This is a genomic window from Streptomyces sp. NPDC017520 (assembly GCF_044329855.1).
Lineage (GTDB): Bacteria > Actinomycetota > Actinomycetes > Streptomycetales > Streptomycetaceae > Streptomyces.
In genome coordinates, this window is record NZ_JBIRKB010000002.1 from 759015 (window position 1) to 777311 (window position 18297).

The 18297-nt window shown below is 71.6% G+C and carries 17 protein-coding genes; 10 read left to right on the forward strand and 7 right to left on the reverse strand.

Annotation, left to right across the window (positions count from 1 at the left end):
* Positions 1-270 precede the first annotated feature (270 nt).
* Together ACH4KB_RS07280 and ACH4KB_RS07285 are read left to right on the forward strand one after the other, a co-directional pair.
* Positions 271-1842, forward strand: a complete 1572-nt coding sequence (locus ACH4KB_RS07280; RefSeq protein ID WP_398064467.1) for an acyl-CoA synthetase — start codon at positions 271-273, stop codon at positions 1840-1842.
* A complete protein-coding gene (locus tag ACH4KB_RS07285; RefSeq protein WP_398064469.1) occupies positions 1832-3247 on the forward strand; it encodes a carboxyl transferase domain-containing protein in 1416 nt (471 codons plus the stop codon). Before ACH4KB_RS07280 ends, ACH4KB_RS07285 begins: the two co-directional genes overlap by 11 nt.
* A 43-nt stretch (positions 3248-3290) precedes the next feature.
* Here ACH4KB_RS07285 and ACH4KB_RS07290 read toward each other — a convergent pair whose 3' ends face one another.
* Positions 3291-4556 carry an MFS transporter gene (locus ACH4KB_RS07290; RefSeq protein ID WP_398064471.1) on the reverse strand — a complete coding sequence of 422 codons (1266 nt, stop codon included), beginning with the start codon at positions 4554-4556 and terminating at the stop codon, positions 3291-3293.
* 70 nt (positions 4557-4626) lie between these two features.
* On the opposite strand from ACH4KB_RS07290, the gene ACH4KB_RS07295 reads away from it, so the two are divergent.
* The 4 genes from ACH4KB_RS07295 (at position 4627) to ACH4KB_RS07310 (ending at position 8494) form a co-directional block, all read left to right on the forward strand.
* On the forward strand, positions 4627-4782 hold the full coding sequence (locus tag ACH4KB_RS07295) for a hypothetical protein (RefSeq protein WP_398064473.1): 156 nt from the start codon (positions 4627-4629) through the stop codon (positions 4780-4782).
* Positions 4783-5037: 255 nt separating this feature from the next.
* Complete coding sequence (locus ACH4KB_RS07300) at positions 5038-5532, forward strand: hypothetical protein (RefSeq protein WP_398064475.1); 495 nt, start codon at positions 5038-5040, stop codon at positions 5530-5532.
* A gap of 37 nt (positions 5533-5569) precedes the next feature.
* Positions 5570-7870 carry a hypothetical protein gene (locus ACH4KB_RS07305; protein ID WP_398064477.1) on the forward strand — a complete coding sequence of 767 codons (2301 nt, stop codon included), beginning with the start codon at positions 5570-5572 and terminating at the stop codon, positions 7868-7870.
* A gap of 63 nt (positions 7871-7933) precedes the next feature.
* Positions 7934-8494 (forward strand): hypothetical protein, encoded by a 561-nt coding sequence (locus ACH4KB_RS07310; RefSeq protein WP_398064479.1) that lies wholly within the window; start codon positions 7934-7936, stop codon positions 8492-8494.
* A 52-nt stretch (positions 8495-8546) separates the two neighbouring features.
* Here ACH4KB_RS07310 and ACH4KB_RS07315 read toward each other — a convergent pair whose 3' ends face one another.
* Entirely contained in the window at positions 8547-9167 is a 621-nt protein-coding gene (locus ACH4KB_RS07315; protein WP_398064481.1) for a TetR/AcrR family transcriptional regulator, read from the reverse strand.
* Between the two features lie 100 nt (positions 9168-9267).
* On the opposite strand from ACH4KB_RS07315, the gene ACH4KB_RS07320 reads away from it, so the two are divergent.
* A complete protein-coding gene (locus ACH4KB_RS07320; RefSeq protein ID WP_398064483.1) occupies positions 9268-10008 on the forward strand; it encodes an SDR family NAD(P)-dependent oxidoreductase in 741 nt (246 codons plus the stop codon).
* A gap of 167 nt (positions 10009-10175) precedes the next feature.
* Positions 10176-10979, forward strand: a complete 804-nt coding sequence (locus tag ACH4KB_RS07325) for a potassium channel family protein (protein ID WP_398064485.1) — start codon at positions 10176-10178, stop codon at positions 10977-10979.
* Positions 10980-11007: 28 nt separating this feature from the next.
* Here ACH4KB_RS07325 and ACH4KB_RS07330 read toward each other — a convergent pair whose 3' ends face one another.
* Entirely contained in the window at positions 11008-11145 is a 138-nt protein-coding gene (locus tag ACH4KB_RS07330) for a methionine/alanine import family NSS transporter small subunit (protein ID WP_398064487.1), read from the reverse strand.
* On the reverse strand, positions 11145-12677 hold the full coding sequence (locus tag ACH4KB_RS07335) for a sodium-dependent transporter (RefSeq protein WP_398064489.1): 1533 nt from the start codon (positions 12675-12677) through the stop codon (positions 11145-11147). The genes ACH4KB_RS07330 and ACH4KB_RS07335 overlap by 1 nt, the downstream gene beginning before the upstream one ends.
* Positions 12678-13044: 367 nt before the next feature.
* Here ACH4KB_RS07335 and ACH4KB_RS07340 point away from each other — a divergent pair, with 367 nt between their 5' ends.
* Complete coding sequence (locus ACH4KB_RS07340) at positions 13045-14088, forward strand: substrate-binding domain-containing protein (protein ID WP_398064490.1); 1044 nt, start codon at positions 13045-13047, stop codon at positions 14086-14088.
* On the opposite strand, the gene ACH4KB_RS07345 is transcribed toward ACH4KB_RS07340, so the two are convergent.
* From ACH4KB_RS07345 to ACH4KB_RS07355, 3 genes are read right to left on the reverse strand one after another with little or no spacing between them, the layout of a single operon-like run.
* Positions 14072-14782, reverse strand: coding sequence for a sulfite exporter TauE/SafE family protein (locus ACH4KB_RS07345; RefSeq protein ID WP_398064492.1), 711 nt, complete (start codon positions 14780-14782; stop codon positions 14072-14074). The two genes, ACH4KB_RS07340 and ACH4KB_RS07345, sit on opposite strands and share 17 nt — an antisense overlap.
* Positions 14779-16284, reverse strand: a complete 1506-nt coding sequence (locus ACH4KB_RS07350) for an amidohydrolase family protein (protein WP_398064494.1) — start codon at positions 16282-16284, stop codon at positions 14779-14781. The genes ACH4KB_RS07345 and ACH4KB_RS07350 overlap by 4 nt, the downstream gene beginning before the upstream one ends.
* On the reverse strand, positions 16281-17609 hold the full coding sequence (locus ACH4KB_RS07355; protein WP_398064687.1) for a uracil-xanthine permease family protein: 1329 nt from the start codon (positions 17607-17609) through the stop codon (positions 16281-16283). The genes ACH4KB_RS07350 and ACH4KB_RS07355 overlap by 4 nt, the downstream gene beginning before the upstream one ends.
* Before the next feature lie 495 nt (positions 17610-18104).
* Here ACH4KB_RS07355 and ACH4KB_RS07360 point away from each other — a divergent pair, with 495 nt between their 5' ends.
* Complete coding sequence (locus ACH4KB_RS07360; protein ID WP_398064496.1) at positions 18105-18260, forward strand: hypothetical protein; 156 nt, start codon at positions 18105-18107, stop codon at positions 18258-18260.
* Positions 18261-18297 lie beyond the last annotated feature (37 nt).

Sequence of the window (18297 nt, forward strand, 5' to 3'; positions counted from 1 at the left end):
CAGACGTGCGATGTGCAGACGTACGACGACTGCGCCGATGCAGGCCGCAGGCAGCTTTTTTCTTGGAGAGAGCGCTCCAACTCTCCCTACTGGGAGGCTTTTTGCATGCTGGCAACGCAAAATTAATTTGTCAAGGTCGTGTCAAAATTGCGATTGGGTGCTCCGTGCAGCAATGCGGAGGGCGGCACGGGCTGTCCGGAAACCAAGCCGGGCGACGCCGCCCTCGTCGCCATCCGGGTCCGGGCGGGGACAGCCCTTAGGCTTCCGGGCGTGACCCTCCTTCTTCCCGCGCTCCAGTCCTCCACCGGCCCGGCGGCCTCCCGGGAGGCCGTCCGCTTCGGTGACCTGTCCCTGACCTACGGCCGGCTGGCCGGAACCGCCGACGCGCTCGCCGCCCGCATCGCGGACGCGGGCCGGGTCGCCGTCTGGGCCACCCCGACACCGGAGACGGTGATCGCGGTGGTGGCGGCGCTGCGGGCCGGAGTCCCGGCCGTGCCGCTCAACCCCCGTACCGGAGAGCGCGAGTTGGCGCACATCCTGGCCGACAGCGCACCCACGGCCGTACTCGCGGGACCGGACGACGCGCTGCCGCCCGCGCTGGCGAAGCTGCGGCGCGTGACCGTGGACGCGCGGGCGGCAGGCGCTCTCGTGGAGGACACGGCGGGCGAGGGCCCTCCGGCCGAAGAGGAGCCGACGGCCACGGCGGGCGGGGGCCCTCCGGCCGAGGAGGACCCCGAGTCCCCCGCCCTGATCGTCTACACCTCCGGCACCACCGGCCCGCCCAAGGGCGCCGTCCTGTCCCGACGGGCCGTCGCCGCGTCGCTGGACGCTCTGGAGGACGCCTGGGGGTGGACCGGCGACGACGTCCTGGTCCACGCGCTGCCGCTGTTCCATGTGCACGGGCTGATCCTGGGCGTCCTCGGGCCGCTGCGGCGCGGCGGCTCCGTCCGCCACCTGGGGAGGTTCTCACCCGAGGGCGTGGCCCGTGAGCTGGCCTCCGGCGGCACCATGCTGTTCGGGGTGCCGACGATGTACCACCGGCTGGCGGAGGTGCTGGACGGCCCGGCGGGCGGGGGCGGACACGGCTCCCCGGCGGACGGCGGCGGACGGGACGCCCTGGCCGGGGCGCTGGCCGGGGCGCTGGCCGGGGCCCGGCTGCTGGTCTCCGGCTCGGCGGCGCTGCCCGTGCACGACCACGAACGCATCGCGGCGGCGACCGGGCGGCGGGTGATCGAGCGGTACGGGATGACGGAGACCCTGATGAATACGGGGATCCGGGCGGACGACGCCCCGCGCCCCGGCACGGTGGGCCCGCCGCTCGCCGGGGTGGAGCTGCGCCTGGCGGAGGAGGACGGCACGGTGCTCGGCGAGCCCGGGGCGATCGGTGAGATCCAGGTCCGGGGCCCGAACCTGTTCACCGGCTACCTCAACCGGCCCGACGCCACCGCCGCAGCGCACACGGCGGACGGCTGGTTCCGTACGGGGGACGTCGGCACGGTCGACGAGGACGGCTACGTCACGATCGTCGGGCGCAAGGCCACCGACCTGATCAAGAGCGGCGGCTACAAGATCGGCGCGGGCGAGATCGAGAACGTGCTGCTCGCGCACCCCGGCGTCCGGGAAGCCGCCGTGACCGGCGAGGAGGACCCGGACCTGGGCGAACGGGTCGTGGCCTGGGTGGTCGCGGCCGACCCCGGCTCCCCGCCCGCCGCCGAGGAGCTGGCGGACCATGTGGCGGCCCAGCTGGCCCCGCACAAACGCCCGCGCACCGTGCACTACCTGGACACCCTGCCCCGCAACGACCTGGGCAAGATCATGAAGAGGTCGCTCCATGCCCGCTGACTCCCCCGCCCGGGCTACGGCCCGGGAGACGATCGCGCTGCTCACCGGAGCGGCGGGCTTCACCGAGCACCGCCCGTCGTCGCACCCCCTGCCGCCGGACGGTCCGCTCGGCTGGGCGGGGTACGACGCGGCGCGGGAGCGGGCCGCGACGCGGACCGGCGAGGAGGAGTCCGTGGTGTACGGCACCGGGGTCGTCGGCGACCGCGCGTGCGTGCTGCTCGCCTTCGAATTCGGTTTCCTGGGTGGCTCGTTGGGCCGGTCTACGGGCGACCGGCTGGCCGCCGCGTACGAGCTGGCCCTGACCCGGCGGCTGCCCCTGCTCGCACTCGTCGCGACCGGCGGCAGCCGGATGCAGGAGGGCATGGTCGCGTTGACCCAGCTCCAGCGGGTGGCCGCCGCCTCCACCCGGCTGCGGGCGGCCGGGCTCCCGCAGATCGCGGTGGTCCGCGACCCGACGACCGGCGGCGGCTGGGCCACGGTGGGGGCGGGCGCCGATGTGGTGCTGGCGCTGCCGGGCGCGCAGGTCGGCTTCGCCGGTTCCCGGGTGCGGCCGGCGGACGCGGATCCCCATGCGTACAGCGCGGAGGGGCAGTTCGCTGCGGGCCAGGTGGACGCGGTCGTCCCGCCCGGCGAGCTGGCCCGGGCGGTGACGCACTGGCTGCGCGCGCTCGGCCCGCACGCGGTGGCCGACATGCCCCGGCCCGACCCGCACGCGGTGACCGGCGCGCCCCGGGCCGACGCACCCGACGCGCTCCCCGCCGCCCCGTTGCCCCGCGCACGGTCGGCGGCCCGGCTTCCGGAGACCGGGCGGGAGGCGGTGGCGGCGGCCCGCGATCCGCTGCGGCCCCGCGCTGAGGCCTATCTGGCCGACTACTTCGCCGTACGGCTTCCGCTCCACGGGGACCGGTGCGGCGGTACGGACCCGGGGCTGCTGTGCGGCTTCGGGCTGCGCGCGGACGGGCTGCCCGTCGCGTACGTCGCCCAGTGCGGGACGCCGACCCGCCCGGCCGGGTACCGCGCGGCGGCCCGGACCATCCGGCTGGCGGACCGGCTCGGCGTCCCCGTCCTCACCCTCGTCGACACCCCGGGCGCGGCCAACGACGCCGAGGCGGAGCGGGCGGGCGCGGGCGCGGCCATCGCGGACGCCTTCGCGGCCGTCGCGGCGGCCCGGGTGCCGGTGACGACGCTGGTGATCGGCGAGGGCGGCTCGGGCGGGGCGCTGGCCCTCGCGGCGCCGGACAACACCCATGTCACGGCGGACAGTTACTTCTCCGTCATCGCCCCGGAACTGGCCGCCGCGATCCTCAAGCGGCCGCCGTCGGAGACCGGCGCCACCGCCGACCAGTTGCGGCTGCGCCCGCAGGACCTGCTGGAGCTCGGGTTCGCCCGCTCGATCGTGAGCTGAGCGGGCGGCGCCCGGTCGGGCCGGGGCCGCTCACCGCTGCGGCCTACGGCTGCGGGTCGTGGGCGTCGTAGCGGGCGAAGGCGCGCCACTTCAGCGCGAGCAGGGCCACGCCGGTCACGCACAGGACGCCGCCGCCGGTGACGGCGACGGCCGGGGTGGCGAGGTCGGCCACCGAGCCTGCCAGGAAGTCCCCGAGGCGGGGGCCGCCCGCCACGACGACGATGAAGACGCCCTGGAGCCGGCCGCGCATCTCGTCGGGCACGGCTGCCTGGAGCATGGTGTTGCGGAAGACCATGGAGATGGTGTCCGCGCATCCGGCGAGCGCCAGGAACAGCAGCCCCAGCCAGAGGTTGCGGGTGAGCCCGAAGACGGCGATGGCGACGCCCCAGGAGCCGACGGCCAGCAGGATCGCGAGCCCGTGCCGCCGGATCCGGCCGAGCCAGCCGGAGAACACGCCGCCGAGCAGCGCGCCGAGGGCCGGGGCGGCGACGAGCAGGCCGGCGGTCCGGGCGTCACCCCCGTACCAGAGGACGGCGACGACCGGGAAGAGGGCGCGGGGGTGGGCGAGGACCATCGCGCACAGGTCGGTGAAGAAGGTCATCCGCAGGTTCGGCCGGGTCCCGAGAAAACGCAGCCCGTCCAGGACGGAGGCCCGCTTCCCCGTGCCGCCGTCCTGCCGCTCGGGCAGCATGGAGGGCAGCCGCCACATCGCGTACAGGGAGGCGGTGAAACAGACGGCGTCCACGGTGTACGCGGAGCGGTAGCCCCACCAGCCGACGATCAGGCCTCCCAGCATCGGCCCGACGAGCATGCCCGTCGTGCTGGTGATGGAGTTCAGCGCGTTGGCGGCGGGCAGTTGCTCGGCCGGGAGCAGCCGGGCGATCATCGAGGAGCGGGCCGGTGCGTTGAGGGCGAAGCAGACGGCCTGGAGGGCGACGACCGCGTACAGCAGCCCGACCCGTTCGATGCCCACGGCCGTCGCCGCCACCAGGACGACGGACAGGAGAAACGACCCGGCGGCGCTGAACAGGCCGAGCTTGCGCCGGTCGACGGTGTCCGCGACGGCCCCGCCGTAGAGCCCGAAGACGACCAGCGGCACCAGTGAGCAGAACCCGATGAGCCCCACGGAGAACGCGGACCCGGTGATGTCGTAGACCTGGAGCGAGACCGCCAGCGACGTCATGCCCTGGCCGATCCAGGAGACGGTGTTCCCGAACCAGAGCCGTCGGTAGTCGGGCGAGAGCCGCAGCGGGGTGAGGTCGGCGAATATGGGGGCGCGGCGCCCGGGCGGTTCGGTCGTTTCGGTCACACGGGATGTTAGCCGCGCCCGCCGCGGGGCCACCCACCTGGCCTGCCGCCGGGTGATGGAGCGGACCGGGATGTCCTGGGCGAGAACCGTACGGCTGCCGCACGAGGAGGCGGCCCTCCACGTATGCCCCCGGTCCGGGGTCCTGCCCGCGTCCGCGCCCGAGTGGCCGGGCGTCGCGGCACCTCGCGGCGGACGGCGGTCGGCGGCCCGGCACCCGGCCGCCTGAAGTCCGTAGGCCCGCTCGCGTGGCCCGCCGGGGCGTACCAGCGGGCCACGCAGGGCGCGGACGCAAACCCATCACGTGATCCCGGGACATCGGACAGCGCTGGCCCCCGACGTCTCCACGAGATGGTCACAACCACGGCCCGAGGATCGGGCTTCCCCCGCTCGGCCACCCGGTCGAGTTGCTAGCTTGGCCTGAGACAGAGACGCCCACCGGGCGCGACGGAAAGCAGCGGAACACGCGGGGGAAGGGTTTTCCATGGCATGGGACGAGTGGGAACAGCTGAAGGCGGACGCCGCCCATCGGCAGTCCACCGGGATGCAGTTGAACCAGCTCGACCCCGGGGGCGGCGGCTCGGCGGCCCTGCCCGGACAGACCGGTGACCTCAAGGTGACCAACGGCGATCTGGTGAAGATCGGCAGCCAGGCACACGGCCTCTACGACGAGCTGTGGGGCAAGGCCCGGGTAGCCGTTCCCAGCAGTGACAAAGCGGCCGGCGACCTGAGTGGCCAGGGTTTCGCGTTGGGCGGCGGACTCAAGCACGTATCGAAGCGGTGGGACGAGCAGCTGAAGTCGCTCATGGACGCCTGCGCCCATATCGCCAACCACATGCAGGTCACCAAGAAGGTGCACGCCGGCGACGACCACTACATCCAGCGGCAGATGAGCAGCATCGACGCCCTGGATGCCGGATTCGACGAGCGGGCCGGCGGGCCAGGGAAGAAGAACCCGGCGTACGAGCAGAAGAAGTAGCAGCGCGACCAGGACGCACAGGGAGAAACGACCACTCATGGATCTTGACGCGCTGCGCTTCGGCAACTTCGCGACGCTCGACGAAGCCGTCTCCGACTGGGGCCTGCTCGTACGCAACCTCGTGCAACTGAAGAAGCAGGCAGAGAGCGGATTGCGCAAAGCCGCCAACTCTGCCGACTGGGCCGGCCTGAACGCCCAGGTCACCAAGGAGTTCGTCGGTAAGACCGCCGGTGAGTTCGCCGACGCCCACACCCAGGCCAACACCATTCACAAGATCCTCACCGACACCCGCGACGAGCTGCGGCAGCACAAGAAGGACGTCGAGGAGGCCATCAGCCGCGGAGCCCGGAAGAATCTGACCGTCGTCGACAACGGCGGCGGCGGTTTCACCGTCACGATGAACATCCACCCGGATCGAGCGGCGAAAGGCACCTCCGTCCCGGAGCACGACCAGAGCGATGTCACCGCGCTGCGCGACGAAGTGCAGGGGATTCTCAAGAAGGCCACGGAGAGCGACACCTCGGCGAGCAAGGTACTGACCGCGATTGCCAACCAGTCCACGATGGGCTTCTCGGACGCCTCCTACAAGGACCGTGACTCCGCGGTCGAGGCCGTCCAGGCGGCCGAGGACCTCGCCAAGATCGCGGCGAAGAACCCCGAGGACCTCACCCCCGCCGACTTCGACAAGATCAACAACGGTCTGGACAAGTACAAGAACGATCCGCTGTTCGCCGAGCGGTTCGCCACACAGCTCGGGCCCAAGAAGACCCTGGAATTCTGGCAGGGCATCAACGACCCGGCCGTCAACCCGCACGTGGGCAGCGAACGGCTCGACAAGCTCGACGACCTCCAGCGCAATCTCGGCCTCACGCTCGCCACCGCCACCCAGAGCGACTCCGCCGACATGACGAGCTGGAAGGGCAACATGATCAAGCTGGGCGAGCAGCCCATCGGCCGGGACGGCGGCGGCCCCATGGGCTTCCAGGTCATGAGCAACCTGATGCGGACCGGCGACTACGACGACCAGTTCCTCAAGAGCTACGGCAACAAGCTCATGGAGACGGAACGCAGGCTCACCGGCAACGGCGAGCACGAGAACATGGCGTGGCAGCACCGGGGCCCGGACCCGTGGCTCAACCGGATCGGCGAGGACAGCGGCGACGACCCGCTGACCGGCTACCTCAAGGGCCTCTCCAACAGCCCGGACGCGGCGACCGACTTCTTCAACCAGGAGTACATCTCCAAGGAGAACTCCCCCTTCGAGCGTGATACCGACGGCAACGGCAAGAACGGGAAGATTCCGCTCTCCAACTTCCAGTACCTCTTCGAGGAGCGGGAGTGGCCGCAGGAGACCAACTTCAAGGGCGACGACGACAACACCGGCCGCAACACCCTCGCCCACGCCCTGGAGGCCGCCACGACCGGGCACCCGGCAGGCGAGCTGCCGACGGTGGACACTCCGGCCCACAACGAGGGGCAGACCAAGCTCTTCGAGTCGCTCGTGGCCTCCGTCGCGGACGACAACGAACGGCTCACCAAGCACAACTACATGACCGACAGCATCGGGCAGATCACCTCGGAGTACCTGCCGGACATCAACCGGGCCATGACGAACGACTCGGACGGCGAAACGGACAAGCTGTTCCCCGTCGCCGGCAGCTCCGCCACGCTCAACCACCGCGATGTCAACGCCCTGTTGTTGACCGTGGGCCAGAACGCCGAGGGGTACGCGGCCGTGGAGGTGGCCAACAAGCAGTACATGGCGAACCTCATGGACTACCACATGAACCCGGATCTGCCGGCCGACAAGGTCTACTCGAAGGACACGGAGTTCGCCGTCCGTGAGATCGCCCACGGTTCGGGCGAGGTGTCCGGCACGCTGGCCATCGGCCGCCAGGAGGCGGTCGCCGGCGAAGCCGAGGAAAAGGACAAGAAGTACGAGCAGTCCGTGGCGCAGTGGAAGAATGCCATCTCCGGGGGCATCGGTACGGGTATTGGCGTGGGTACGTCGTTCGTCGCCAGCCCGGTCGGCGGCGCGGTGGCCGGTGGCTTGGCGGAGACGGCGAGCAGCATGGTCCTGGAATCCTTCTTCAAGGACGCCGAGGGGAAGGCCAAGGACGACGCCGGCCCTGTCATGGGCGAACTGTGGGAGAACGGCGTCGAGAAGAACTCGGAATACACCGAGCAAGCCGTAGAGGAAGCGGCGAAGGCGCACGGCCGCGACGACCTGATGGACAACAGCATCGACGAGAAGGCCCGCAGGGCCACCCAGGACGGGTTCCTGGCCGCCGGTACAAGCACCGAGCAGATGAACCCCCATTTGAAGACGGACATCTGACCGCATTCCCGGGGACAGCGCCTGCCGCGTCTTCCCCGCCCCCACATCGAAAGGCTTCTCGCGTTGTCTGTCAGTGGAACTCCTCGCCGTCGCCGGTTCATCGGCAGGATCGTCTCCGTGTCAGCCACCGTCGCTCTCGCCGCTACCTTGTCGGCGTGCTCCGGCGACGCCCCGCCCAAGAAGGCGTACACCGTGCCCGCCTCCCTGTGCGGGATCACCGTGGACCCCGCACAGGTGAAGGCCGTACTGCCCGGCGGCGACTCTCTCACCACTGCCACCCAGAAACCGAACGGCGGAACGATCCGCTGCAACCTGTCCGTGGACGGCAAGCTGGTCCTCAGCCTCGCGCAGGCCTGGTGGAGTGAGGGGCACACCACGGCGGCGGTCTCGCAGGCGTACCCCGGCACGGACGACGGGACTATGTCGGAAAACGAACGCTTCGTCCACACCGGGCAAGCCGGCGTAGGCAAGACCGTCCCTTCCTGCAAGGCTTCGGAGCATCCGGAGCAGGACCTCTACATCACAGTCGAGACCCGCGACTCGGGCGTCGACGACCCGGCCGCCATCGAGAAACTGCTCGTCGCCTACACCAAGGCGGTCGAGGGGACAGCCGCCTGCGGGTGACCCCGCCCGGCGTACAAGGGGGCGTCCGGCCCTGATACAGCCGGGCGCCCCCTCACCGCTGTCCGGCCGGCTGTCGCACCAGGGAGTCCCACAGGGCCACGGCGTGGTCCACGGTGGAGCGGAGCCGTTCCAGGGGCACGCCGTCCCGGGCCTCTATCGACAGCCCGTGCAGGACGGTCGCGTAGAAGGCGGCGATCGCGCGGACGTCCGTCCCCGGCTCCAGCTCGCCCTCCTCCACGGCCCGCCCCAGCCGCTTCTCCAGCTCCGCTACCGAGGTCCGCCGCCACTGGGCCAGGTGGTCGGCGACTTGCTTGTTCTGGTGCGAGCAGTTCGTGGCCGCCAGCACGATCATGCAGCCGCTCGGGGTCTCCGGCTCGGTGAAGGTGTCGAGGTTGCCGCGCAGCATGGCCTCCACCGCGGCCCGCGCCGTCGGTGCCTCGCGCAGCGCGCGGTTGGTCGCCGAGCCCGCGGTGCGGTCGTAGAGCTCGACGGCCTCGCGGAACAACTGCTCCTTCGAGCCGAAGGTGTTGTACAGGCTGGCGGAGTTGATGCCCATGACGGCGGTCAGGTCCGTGAGCTTCGTGCCCTCGTAACCGAGCTCCCAGAACGTCACCATCGCGCGCCGCAGCGCCGCGGCCCGGTCGAACGCGCGCGGTCGGCCTCTTTCGGCCATGTCTGCCTCCTCGGGGATGGGTTGACCCTCGGTCATCCTGCCTGTTTAGTATTTCTGGATCGTTCGACCCAGAACTCAACCCTAGCGTGAATGGAGCGAGATGGCTCAGCTTGCGGGCAAGGTGGCACTGGTGACCGGGGGAAGCCGCGGCATCGGTGCCGCGACCGCCCTCCGACTGGCGGAGGAGGGCGCGGACGTCTCCCTGACGTATGTGAGCGCGGCCGACAAGGCCCGGGAGGTCGTGAAGGCGATCGAGGCGCTCGGACGCAGGGGCCTGGCCATCCGGGCCGACAGCGCGGACCCGGCGGCCGTCGTCCGGTCCGTCGAGCAGACCGCGGTGGAGCTCGGCCGGCTCGACATCCTGGTGAACAACGCCGGCGTCTTCCCCTACGGCCCGATCGAGGGCGTGACGCCGGAGGAGATCGACCGCACGCTGGCCGTCCACGTGCGCGCCGTCTTCCTGGCCACCCAGGCGGCCATCCCCCACCTGGGACACGGCGGCCGCGTCATCAGCATCGGCAGCTGCTGGGCCAACCGCGTGCCGGTCCCCGGCGTGACGCTGTACGCCATGAGCAAGTCGGCGCTGATCGGCTTCACCAAGGGCCTGGCCCACGACGTGGCGTCCAAGGGGATCACCGCGAACATCGTGGACCCCGGGCCCACCGTCACCGACATGAACCCGGACGGCACCGAGGAGGCGGAGGAGGAGCGGCTGAGGACCGCGGCGAAGGTGCTGGGCGCGGCGGCCGACACCGCGAAGGCCGTGGCCTTCCTCGCCGGCCCGGACGCCCAGTGGATCACCGGTACCTCACTGGCGGTCGACGGCGGCTACACCGCCTGACCGCGAACGGTTCGCCGGTCGGCGACGAAGAGGAGGCGACGGGGCCGTCGCCCTGCCCGCCTGGCCGGGACAGCCCTTTCCGGCCCACGTCACCGATCGGCGCCCCGTACGGGGTCACGCACGGAGGCCCCCGGGGGTGCCGCCCGTCCAGTTCCTACGATGCCCGTATGAAGTATCGAATCGCCCAGGACCAGTGGGAACAGCGCACACGGACCCCCTTGCTCGCGCTGGCCGTGGTGTTCGCCGTCGCCTACGCCGTCCCCGTCCTCGCTCCTGACGCACCGGGCTGGACGCACACGGCGTGCCGGGCGGCCGAGTGGGCGGTGTGGGCGGCGTTCGCCGGTGACTACGTGACGCGGCTGCTGCTCGCTCCCCGGAGGTGGGCTTTCGTCCGCAGCCACCCGCTGGATCTGCTGGCGGTGGTCCTGCCGCTGGTGCAGCCGCTGCGTCTGCTGCGGCTGGTGTCCACCCTTCTGCTGGTGGGCCGGCGGGCCCGGCACGCCCCGCAGATCACGATGACCGTCTACGTCGCCGGGGCCGTCGTCGGCCTCATGATGTTCGGTTCGCTGGCGGTGCTCCAGGTCGAGCGGGACGCGCCGAGCGGCAACATCCGCACGATCGGGGACGCGGTGTGGTGGTCCTTCACCACCATGACGACGGTGGGATACGGAGACCTGGCGCCCGCCACCGGACTCGGCCGTCTGCTCGCCGTGGGGCTGATGCTCTCCGGCATCGCGCTGCTCGGCGTCGTAACGGCGAACATCGCGGCCTGGTTCATCTCGCGATTCGAGCGGGACAACGCCGAGGGGCGGAAGCAGACGGCCCTCCTGGAAGCCCTGACGGCGGAGGTCACCGCGCTGCGGGCAGAGGTCGCGGGCCTGGCGGGCGCCTCCGGGCTCGAAGCGCCGAGGGTGCCCGGCCCGTCCTCTGCCGGGCCGTGTGCGCACGGACCGGCAGAGGGCCCCGGGTGAGCGGGGCGACGCTACCGCCGGGGCCCGGTCATTCGGCCGGGTGGGAGCCGGACGGCAGGGGATCCGGGGCGTCCGGGTGCTTTCTCAGCCGGAGGATGGCGGCGATCAGCCCACCCCAGACGATGAGAATGGCGATGATCATCATGACGATGGCGCTGGTGGACATCAGCGGTCCTTCCGGTCGGCTGGCGACTCCATGTCCAGGTCGACGTCCTCACCACCGGCCGGCCATGGCATCAGCGTGAGGATCACCCCGACCAGCAGTGCTCCGATGGCGACGCTCCACCCCGCGGCGAGCAGGAACCCGGTCGAGTAGCCCTCGTAGTTCTCTTCGAACTCGGTCCGCAGGCTGTCGACCATCATCCAGCCCAGCACGAGCGGTGTGATGACGCCGAGGCAGATGCGCCACCAGCGGCCGAGCCGGACGGCGGAGGTGGCGTCGGCGTTCTGCTGGAGGCCGGGCAACTGCCGCAGCACCCAGACGACGACGATCAGCGCGACCAGGGCGGCCAGCGCGATGCCGTACTGGTTGATGAAGTGGTCGGACGCGTCGAGCAGGTAGATGCCGGACTTGCTCGGGAAGAGCAGGACCGACACCAGCGCGATCAGACCGCCGATGCTCAGAACCGCCGGCATACGGCGCATGCCGGTCCGGTCCTGCACGGCGGAGACGACCACCTGCACGATGGAGATCAGCGACGAAAGCCCCGCGATCACCAGGGAGCCGAAGAACAGCACACCGAAGAGGCCGCCGAGCGGCATCTCCGAGATCACCGCGGGGAAGGCGACGAACGCCAGGCCGATGCCCGCGCCGGCGACTTCGTCGACGCCGACCCCCGAAGCGGTCGCCAGATAGCCCAGGGTCGCGAAGACCCCGATGCCCGCGAGGATCTCGAACGAGCTGTTGGCGAAGCCCGCCACCATCGCGGAGCCCGTCAGGTCGGCCCGGCGGCCCAGGTACGACGCGTAGGTGACCATGATGCCGAAGCCGATGGACAGCGAGAAGAAGATCTGCCCGTAGGCCGCGACCCAGACGCTGCCGTTGGCGAGTTCCGACCAGTCCGGCGTGAAGAGGGCGTCAAGTCCGAGGGCCGCCCCGTCCAGCATGAGCGCGCGGACCACCAGCGCGGCGAACAGGACGAAGAGCAGGGGAATGAAGATCTTGTTGGCTCGCTCGATGCCTCGCCGGACACCGAACGCCAGGATGACCAGCACGACCGCCCACACGATGATGAGCGGCCAGAACACCCCGGGGACGAAGCCGTCCATGAAGCCCGGTGTCTCCGGTGCCCGCAGGAAGTCGCCGAAGAGGAACGCCTCCGGCTCGTCACCCCACTGCCGGCCGACGGAGAAGCCCACATAACGGACGGCCCAGGCGATGATGACGGCGTAGTAGGTCGCGATCACGAAGGAGATCACGACCTGCCACCATCCGATGGCCTCCGCCGGCCGCGCCATCCTGCGCAGCGCGGCGGGCGGCGAAAGCCGGTACTTCCGCCCGATGGTGTACTCCATGATCAGCAGCGGGATGCCCGCTGTGAGGAGAGCGATGAGATACGGCAGCAGGAAGGCGCCGCCGCCGTTCTCGTAGGCGATGGCGGGGAACCGCCAGATATTGCCGAGCCCGACGGCCGAACCGATGGCCGCCAGCAGGAATCCCGTGCGGGTGGACCATTGCTCACGTGGCTGCACTGTCATCTGCGGTCCTCGGGTCATATGCGGTCCTCGGGTCTCCTCATGCCGCTGGGGATCGAGCTGATGGCACGTTAGCGCGGAGAGGGGCCCGAAGGCGGGGTGACCGGGCCCGGGAGATGGCGGCCGCAGGGCCGGGGCCCGTCGTCGAACAGTTGTCGTCACCCGAAGCGCGGTCGCGCAGAATCGCCGGCGCGGCCGGGTGCGGATGCGGGACGGTGTTCGGCGCGGGAGGCTCCGCGTGCTTGCCTGTGGCGGATCGCGCGGGCCGCCAGGAGCGACAGGGCCAGGAACCCGGCCGGAGCTGCGGGGCCGGGAGGCCGGTGGGCGAAGATGGGGTGCCCCGTCCTCAGCCCGCAAGGAGTGTCCGTCGATGCCAACCTCCGGTCCCGGCTCGCGGCCACCGACGATCGCCGATGTCGCGCGGCTCGCCGAGGTGTCGCGTACGACGGTCTCCCACGCCCTCAACGGGATCGGCAAGGTCGATCCGCGGACCAGGGAACGTATCAAGCGGGTCGCCGCCGAGCTCGGCTACCGGCCCAACCTCCGGGCCCAGCGGCTGCGCCGGGGGGAGGCGAAGGCCATCGCGCTCGCCTCCTCGATGCCGTTCGCGGTGGTCGGCGGGCCGTCGCGGCTCGGGTTCTACATGGAGATCGCCGCCGCCGCCGCGGAGAGCGCCTTGCTGCACGGTTACGCGCTGGTGCTCGTACCGCCCGTGCAGTCGGGGGCCGCGCTGTACTCCGTCGACATCGACGGCGCCATCGTCGTCGAGCCGGACGTGAACGACGCCGCCGCGGCGCAGTTGAGGGAGCGGGGCCTGCCCTATGTGTCACTCGGCCGGCCGGTGTCGCCGGACGACACGTCGCCGTACGTCGATCTGCGCGGCGGGCCGGTCGCCGAGTTGCTGTTCGCGCATCTGCGCGAGCAGGGCGCCCGGCGGCCCGCGCTGATCGTCGGCTCCGGATCACGCCACTCGTCGGTCGACGCGCTCGCCGCGTACGAGCGGGTCGCCGAGCGGTACGGCTGGGAGCCCGTCGTGGCGAGTGCCCCCGAGGCGGGCGGCGAGCAGGCCGGGTACGAGAGCTGTGCCGCCCTGCTGGCCGAGCACCCCGGGACCGACGCGGTCTGCGCGCTGGTGGACGCGTTCGCGGTGGGCGCGGTGCGGGCGATCCGGGACAGCGGGCGGACCGTACCGGGCGACGTCATGGTGGTCACCCGCTACGACGGGCTGCGGGCGCGCACCTGCGAGCCGCCGCTGACCGCCGTGGACCTTCATCTGGACCGTGCGGCGGCAGCCGCGGTGGAGCTGCTGCTCGGCCGGCTGCGCGGTGAGGGCGCCGCCGCCACGGTGGCGACGGCGCCCGAGCCGCGGGTCGTTCCGCGCGCCTCGTCGCTGCGGGTCACAGCCCGAGCATGAGCACCAGACCGGAGACCAGGGCGAAGACGAGGACGCACAGCCTCATGCGGCGGGCGTCCAGCCGGTGGTGCACCAGCCGGCTCAGCCACGCGCCCACGGCGATCACCGGCAGCAGCGCCACCGCGAGACCCAGGTGTCCGGGCTCGCCCTCCCCGGTCGCGAACAGCAGGCCCAGCGAGGCCACTTCCCCGACGAGGAAGCAGGCGGCGACGGTCGAGCGCAGCTCCGCGGGCGGCCGGTGCTGGTAGACGAGGGCGAGCGGGGGGCCACCGACGCCGGTCGCGGTCTCCGTGAGTCCGGTCACCACGCCCGCCCCGAGGTAGGCCGCCCGGCCGGGGGTGAAGGCGGGGGCGACCAGGCTCACGACCGCGGCCAGCACGGTGGCGATGCCGACGAACAGGCCGATGCTGCGGTCCGGGATCAGCCAGAGCAGCGCGAGCCCGGCGGGCGTGGCGGCCAGCCGGGCCCCGGTGATCCAGCCCGCGCCGCGCAGGTCGATCGAGGCGCGTTCGCGCCAGGCGACGTACAGGTTGAGCGGGATCATGGCCGCGAGGACGAACACCGGGAGCAGACCCGGGTCGAGGATCCCGGCCACGGGCGCGACGATCAGGGCGAAGCCGAGACCGCTGCTGCCCTGGACGAACGCGGCGACGGCCACCGTGACGGCGAGGACCACCAGTGCTTCCGTACTCACCGTGCGGTACTCCCCTGCCGTGCCGCCGTGGACGCGGTACCCCCCTGCCGTGCCGCCGTGGACGCGATACTCCCCTGCCGTGCCGCCGAGGACGCGATACTCCCCTGCCGTGCCGCCGAGGACGTGGGGTGTACGCGGGTGATGGGCGCCCTTTCGACGGCGGCACGGGCCAGTTCGGCCGCCTGCCGCACGAAGGCCGGGCCGTCCCAGCCGGTGGGCAGGCCGTGCCACAGCCGTAGCTCTCCGGCGACGAACACGGCGGTGATCTGGTCGCGGTTGCCCCGGCGTACCAGCTCCCACGGCACGTCCCGGGAGAGGGCGAGCTCGGGGGTGGTGATGTCGACGAGGAGGAAGTCGGCGGCCAGCCCCTCGGCGACCGTGCCGGTGCGGGCGCCGAGGCCGACCGCGTCGGCGCCGCCGGCGGTGGCGTGTTCGAGCCAGGTCCAGCCGGCGCCGCACGACGAGTCCCCGGTGGCCAGCCCGTAGGCGATCCGCTGGGCGAACTCGGCCGCGTCCGCGAGCCGGAACCCGTCGCCACGGGTGCCGTCGGTGCCGAGCCCGAAGCGGATGCCGCGCTCGGCCATCGCGGTGGCCGGGGCGACGGCGTTGCCCTTCCAGGCGCTGGCCACCGGGTTGTAGCTGACGGCGGTCCCGGTGTCGGCGAGCAGGGACAGTTCGCGGGGGGTGAGCAAGGTGGCGTGGGCGGCGAGCAGTTGGGGGCCGAGCGCGCCGATCCTGTGCAGGTGTTCGAGCGGACGCAGTCCGTGCCGTACGAGGGAGCGTTCGACACCGGCCAGGTGCTCGTTGACGTGGATCTGCACGATCGCGCCGGCTTCCGCCGCGAGACGTGCGGTGCGGTGGAGGGTCGTCGAGGTGGCCGCCTCGGGGATCGAGACGGCGAGGGAGGCGTGGATCAGCGGATCGCCGTCGTACCGGGCGAGGTGCTTCTCGGCGCCTTCGAGGACGGCGGTACTCGCGGAGTCCTCGGCGGCGGTCGCGGGGCCGTCGGCGACGTCGTTGCAGACGAGGCCGAGTACGCAGCGGATTCCGGCGTCACGAGCGGCCGACGCGACGATGTCGACGTCCACATCGGCGCGCGTACCGGCATCGGTGACGGTGGTGAAGCCGCCGCGCAGGGCCTCCAGCGCCGCCAGTTTGGCCGCGGCATAGGCCGATTCCTCGTCCAGCGCCCCCTCCAGCGGGACCCAGACCCTGCGGAAGATCTCCGACGGCTCACCGAACGCGAGCGCGGAGCCGAAGCTCTGGGTCAGATGGTGGTGGGCGTCGACGAAGCCGGGCATGAGGAGATGGCCGGGCAGCGTGACGGCGTCGAGGTGCGGGTGTGTACGCGCCAGTTCATCGGCGGGTCCGACGGCGCGGAAGGAGCCGTCGGCGACGACGACGGCGTATCCGTCGATGGGCCCTTCCGGCAGCAGCACGGCGTCGGGTACGAGGAGGAGCGGGCCGGAGGAGTCGAGGTGGTCGCGGGTGAGCTGGTTCATCGGTCGCTTTCCGTGCGTGAGGCGGTCAGCCGGGCGGTGACGCGCGGCCTGAGGTGGTGGAACAGGATGTTGAGTACGGCGGCGACGAACGCGCCGACGGCTACGCCGCTTTCGAGGAGGATGCGGACGTTCGGCGGGAAGCCGGCGTAGACGCCGGGGATCAGGATCGGCAGCAGGCCCAGCGCCAGGGCGACGGCGCAGATGAACGTGGAGGTGTGCTGGTCGAGGTCGGAACGGCCGAGCATCTGCACGCCGAGCACGGTGATCACCGCGAAGACGACCATCGCCGTGCCGCCGACCACGGCGGACGGGACGACACTGATCGCGCGGGTCACCGGCGCGAGGAACCCGATGACGATGAGGACCACCCCGGCGGCGGCGGTCACGTAGCGGCTGCGGACGCCGGTGACCCGGACGATCCCGATGTTCTCGCCGCTGGTCACCATCAGCGGCAGCCCGAAGAACCCGCCGAAGAGGGAGGTCACCGCGTCACCGCGGACGGTCCTGGGGACGTCGGTTCGGGTGTCGATCTCCTTGCCGACGGCCTCCGCGTTGATGACCGTCTGGCCGGTGGCCTCCGCCATGGAGGCGAGGCTGTAGAGCATCAGCGGCAGGGCGGCGATCAGGCTGAACTGGGGCGAGCCGAACGGCATCAGCTCCGGCACGCTGACCAGACCGCCTTCGGCCGCGCCACCGAGGTCGATGCGGCCGAGGAACCCGGCCAGCACCGTGCCGGCGACCAGTCCGAGCATGACCGCGAGTTGCCGCAGTATGCCGGTGAACAGCAGGTAGAAGACGACGGTGAATCCGATCGTCGCCATGCCGAGCGCGAGGTTCGTCGTGTTCGCGAATCCGGGCTCGCCGGGCCGGCCGGTGACGAGGACCGCCCCGACCTTCACCAGGTTGACCCCGACGATGACGATCATGGTGCCGATGACCAGGGCCGGGAAGAACCTGAGCAGCCGCGAGAAGACCGGCAGGACGACGAAGTAGAAGGCCGCGGTGAGAATGACCGCGCCGGTGGCGGTGCGCAGACCGTGCTGCTCGGCGATGGCGATGAACAGGATGAGCGGCGCGCCGCCGGGCAGCATCACGAACGGCAGCCGGGGACCGAACTTCCACGGCCCCAGCGACTGGATCAGCGACCCGACGCCGGAGAGCACGAAGGCCGCCGAGAGCAGGTTCACGGTCAGGCCGGCGTCGAGCCGGAGGGTGGCGCTCATCAGGAAGATCGCCGAGATGGGGGTGGCGGCCATGACGAGGACGTGCTGAAGCCCGAAGAGGACGATCCGCCCCAGGGGGCGCGACTCGTCGACGGGGTGCACGGCGGGGCGCGACTCGTCGACGGGGTGCACGGCGGGGCGCGACTCGTCGGCCGAGTGCGGGGCGGGGCGTGACTCGTCGGCCGAGTGCGGGGCGTCGGCGGGACGCGGGGCGTCGTGCGTGACCGGCTCCGGCGTCGGTGGTTGTTGTTCCGCTCCGGGTGCGGGCTGGCGATGACTGGACACGTTGGAGCTCCATTCGGGCGTGACGAACGCTCGGACATCAGCCGCGATCCAGCCCCGAACGGAGGGCCAAATCGATTTGGCCAAATCGATTTGGCCGTCAGTATGGGGAGCCCTCACGACCATCGTCAAGAGTTGCGACGACGGCCCGCAGGATGGACGGGTCCGCCGGGCCAGACCATGAGGACGAAGAGCAACCCGACCGGAATCCAGGGTTCGGGGACAGAGACCCCCATGCTCGTTCCTGGAGGCGCTCACGCGAGGTGCGGCGCCGGACGGCCTCTTGACCTCCCTGACGGGAGCAACTACGTTGCCGTGAACCGCCGACCGCCGACCGCCGACCCCCGGCCCTCGGCCCTCGGCCCCCGGCCCTCGAAAGGAGGCGACCAGCTGATGTTCACCTACTCCGACCTCGGTCGCCTCGCCGAGTGCACCGCCTGGGTCCCGGGGCGTATCGCGCACGGCTGCTGAGCGCGCCCCCTTCTCCTGCGCCCTTCCGTGGCACCTT

What these genes read in the sequence shown, in the direction of transcription:
- ACH4KB_RS07285 (WP_398064469.1), top strand. Translation starts at nt 1,832, where the DNA reads ATGCCCGCTGACTCCCCCGCCCGGGCTACGGCCCGGGAGACGATCGCG.
- ACH4KB_RS07295 (WP_398064473.1), top strand. Translation starts at nt 4,627, where the DNA reads ATGTCCTGGGCGAGAACCGTACGGCTGCCGCACGAGGAGGCGGCCCTC.
- ACH4KB_RS07300 (WP_398064475.1), top strand. Translation starts at nt 5,038, where the DNA reads ATGGCATGGGACGAGTGGGAACAGCTGAAGGCGGACGCCGCCCATCGG.
- ACH4KB_RS07305 (WP_398064477.1), top strand. Translation starts at nt 5,570, where the DNA reads ATGGATCTTGACGCGCTGCGCTTCGGCAACTTCGCGACGCTCGACGAA.
- ACH4KB_RS07315 (WP_398064481.1), bottom strand. Translation starts at nt 9,167, where the DNA reads ATGGCCGAAAGAGGCCGACCGCGCGCGTTCGACCGGGCCGCGGCGCTG.
- ACH4KB_RS07320 (WP_398064483.1), top strand. Translation starts at nt 9,268, where the DNA reads ATGGCTCAGCTTGCGGGCAAGGTGGCACTGGTGACCGGGGGAAGCCGC.
- ACH4KB_RS07325 (WP_398064485.1), top strand. Translation starts at nt 10,176, where the DNA reads ATGAAGTATCGAATCGCCCAGGACCAGTGGGAACAGCGCACACGGACC.
- ACH4KB_RS07330 (WP_398064487.1), bottom strand. Translation starts at nt 11,145, where the DNA reads ATGTCCACCAGCGCCATCGTCATGATGATCATCGCCATTCTCATCGTC.
- ACH4KB_RS07335 (WP_398064489.1), bottom strand. Translation starts at nt 12,677, where the DNA reads ATGACAGTGCAGCCACGTGAGCAATGGTCCACCCGCACGGGATTCCTG.
- ACH4KB_RS07340 (WP_398064490.1), top strand. Translation starts at nt 13,045, where the DNA reads ATGCCAACCTCCGGTCCCGGCTCGCGGCCACCGACGATCGCCGATGTC.
- ACH4KB_RS07350 (WP_398064494.1), bottom strand. Translation starts at nt 16,284, where the DNA reads ATGAACCAGCTCACCCGCGACCACCTCGACTCCTCCGGCCCGCTCCTC.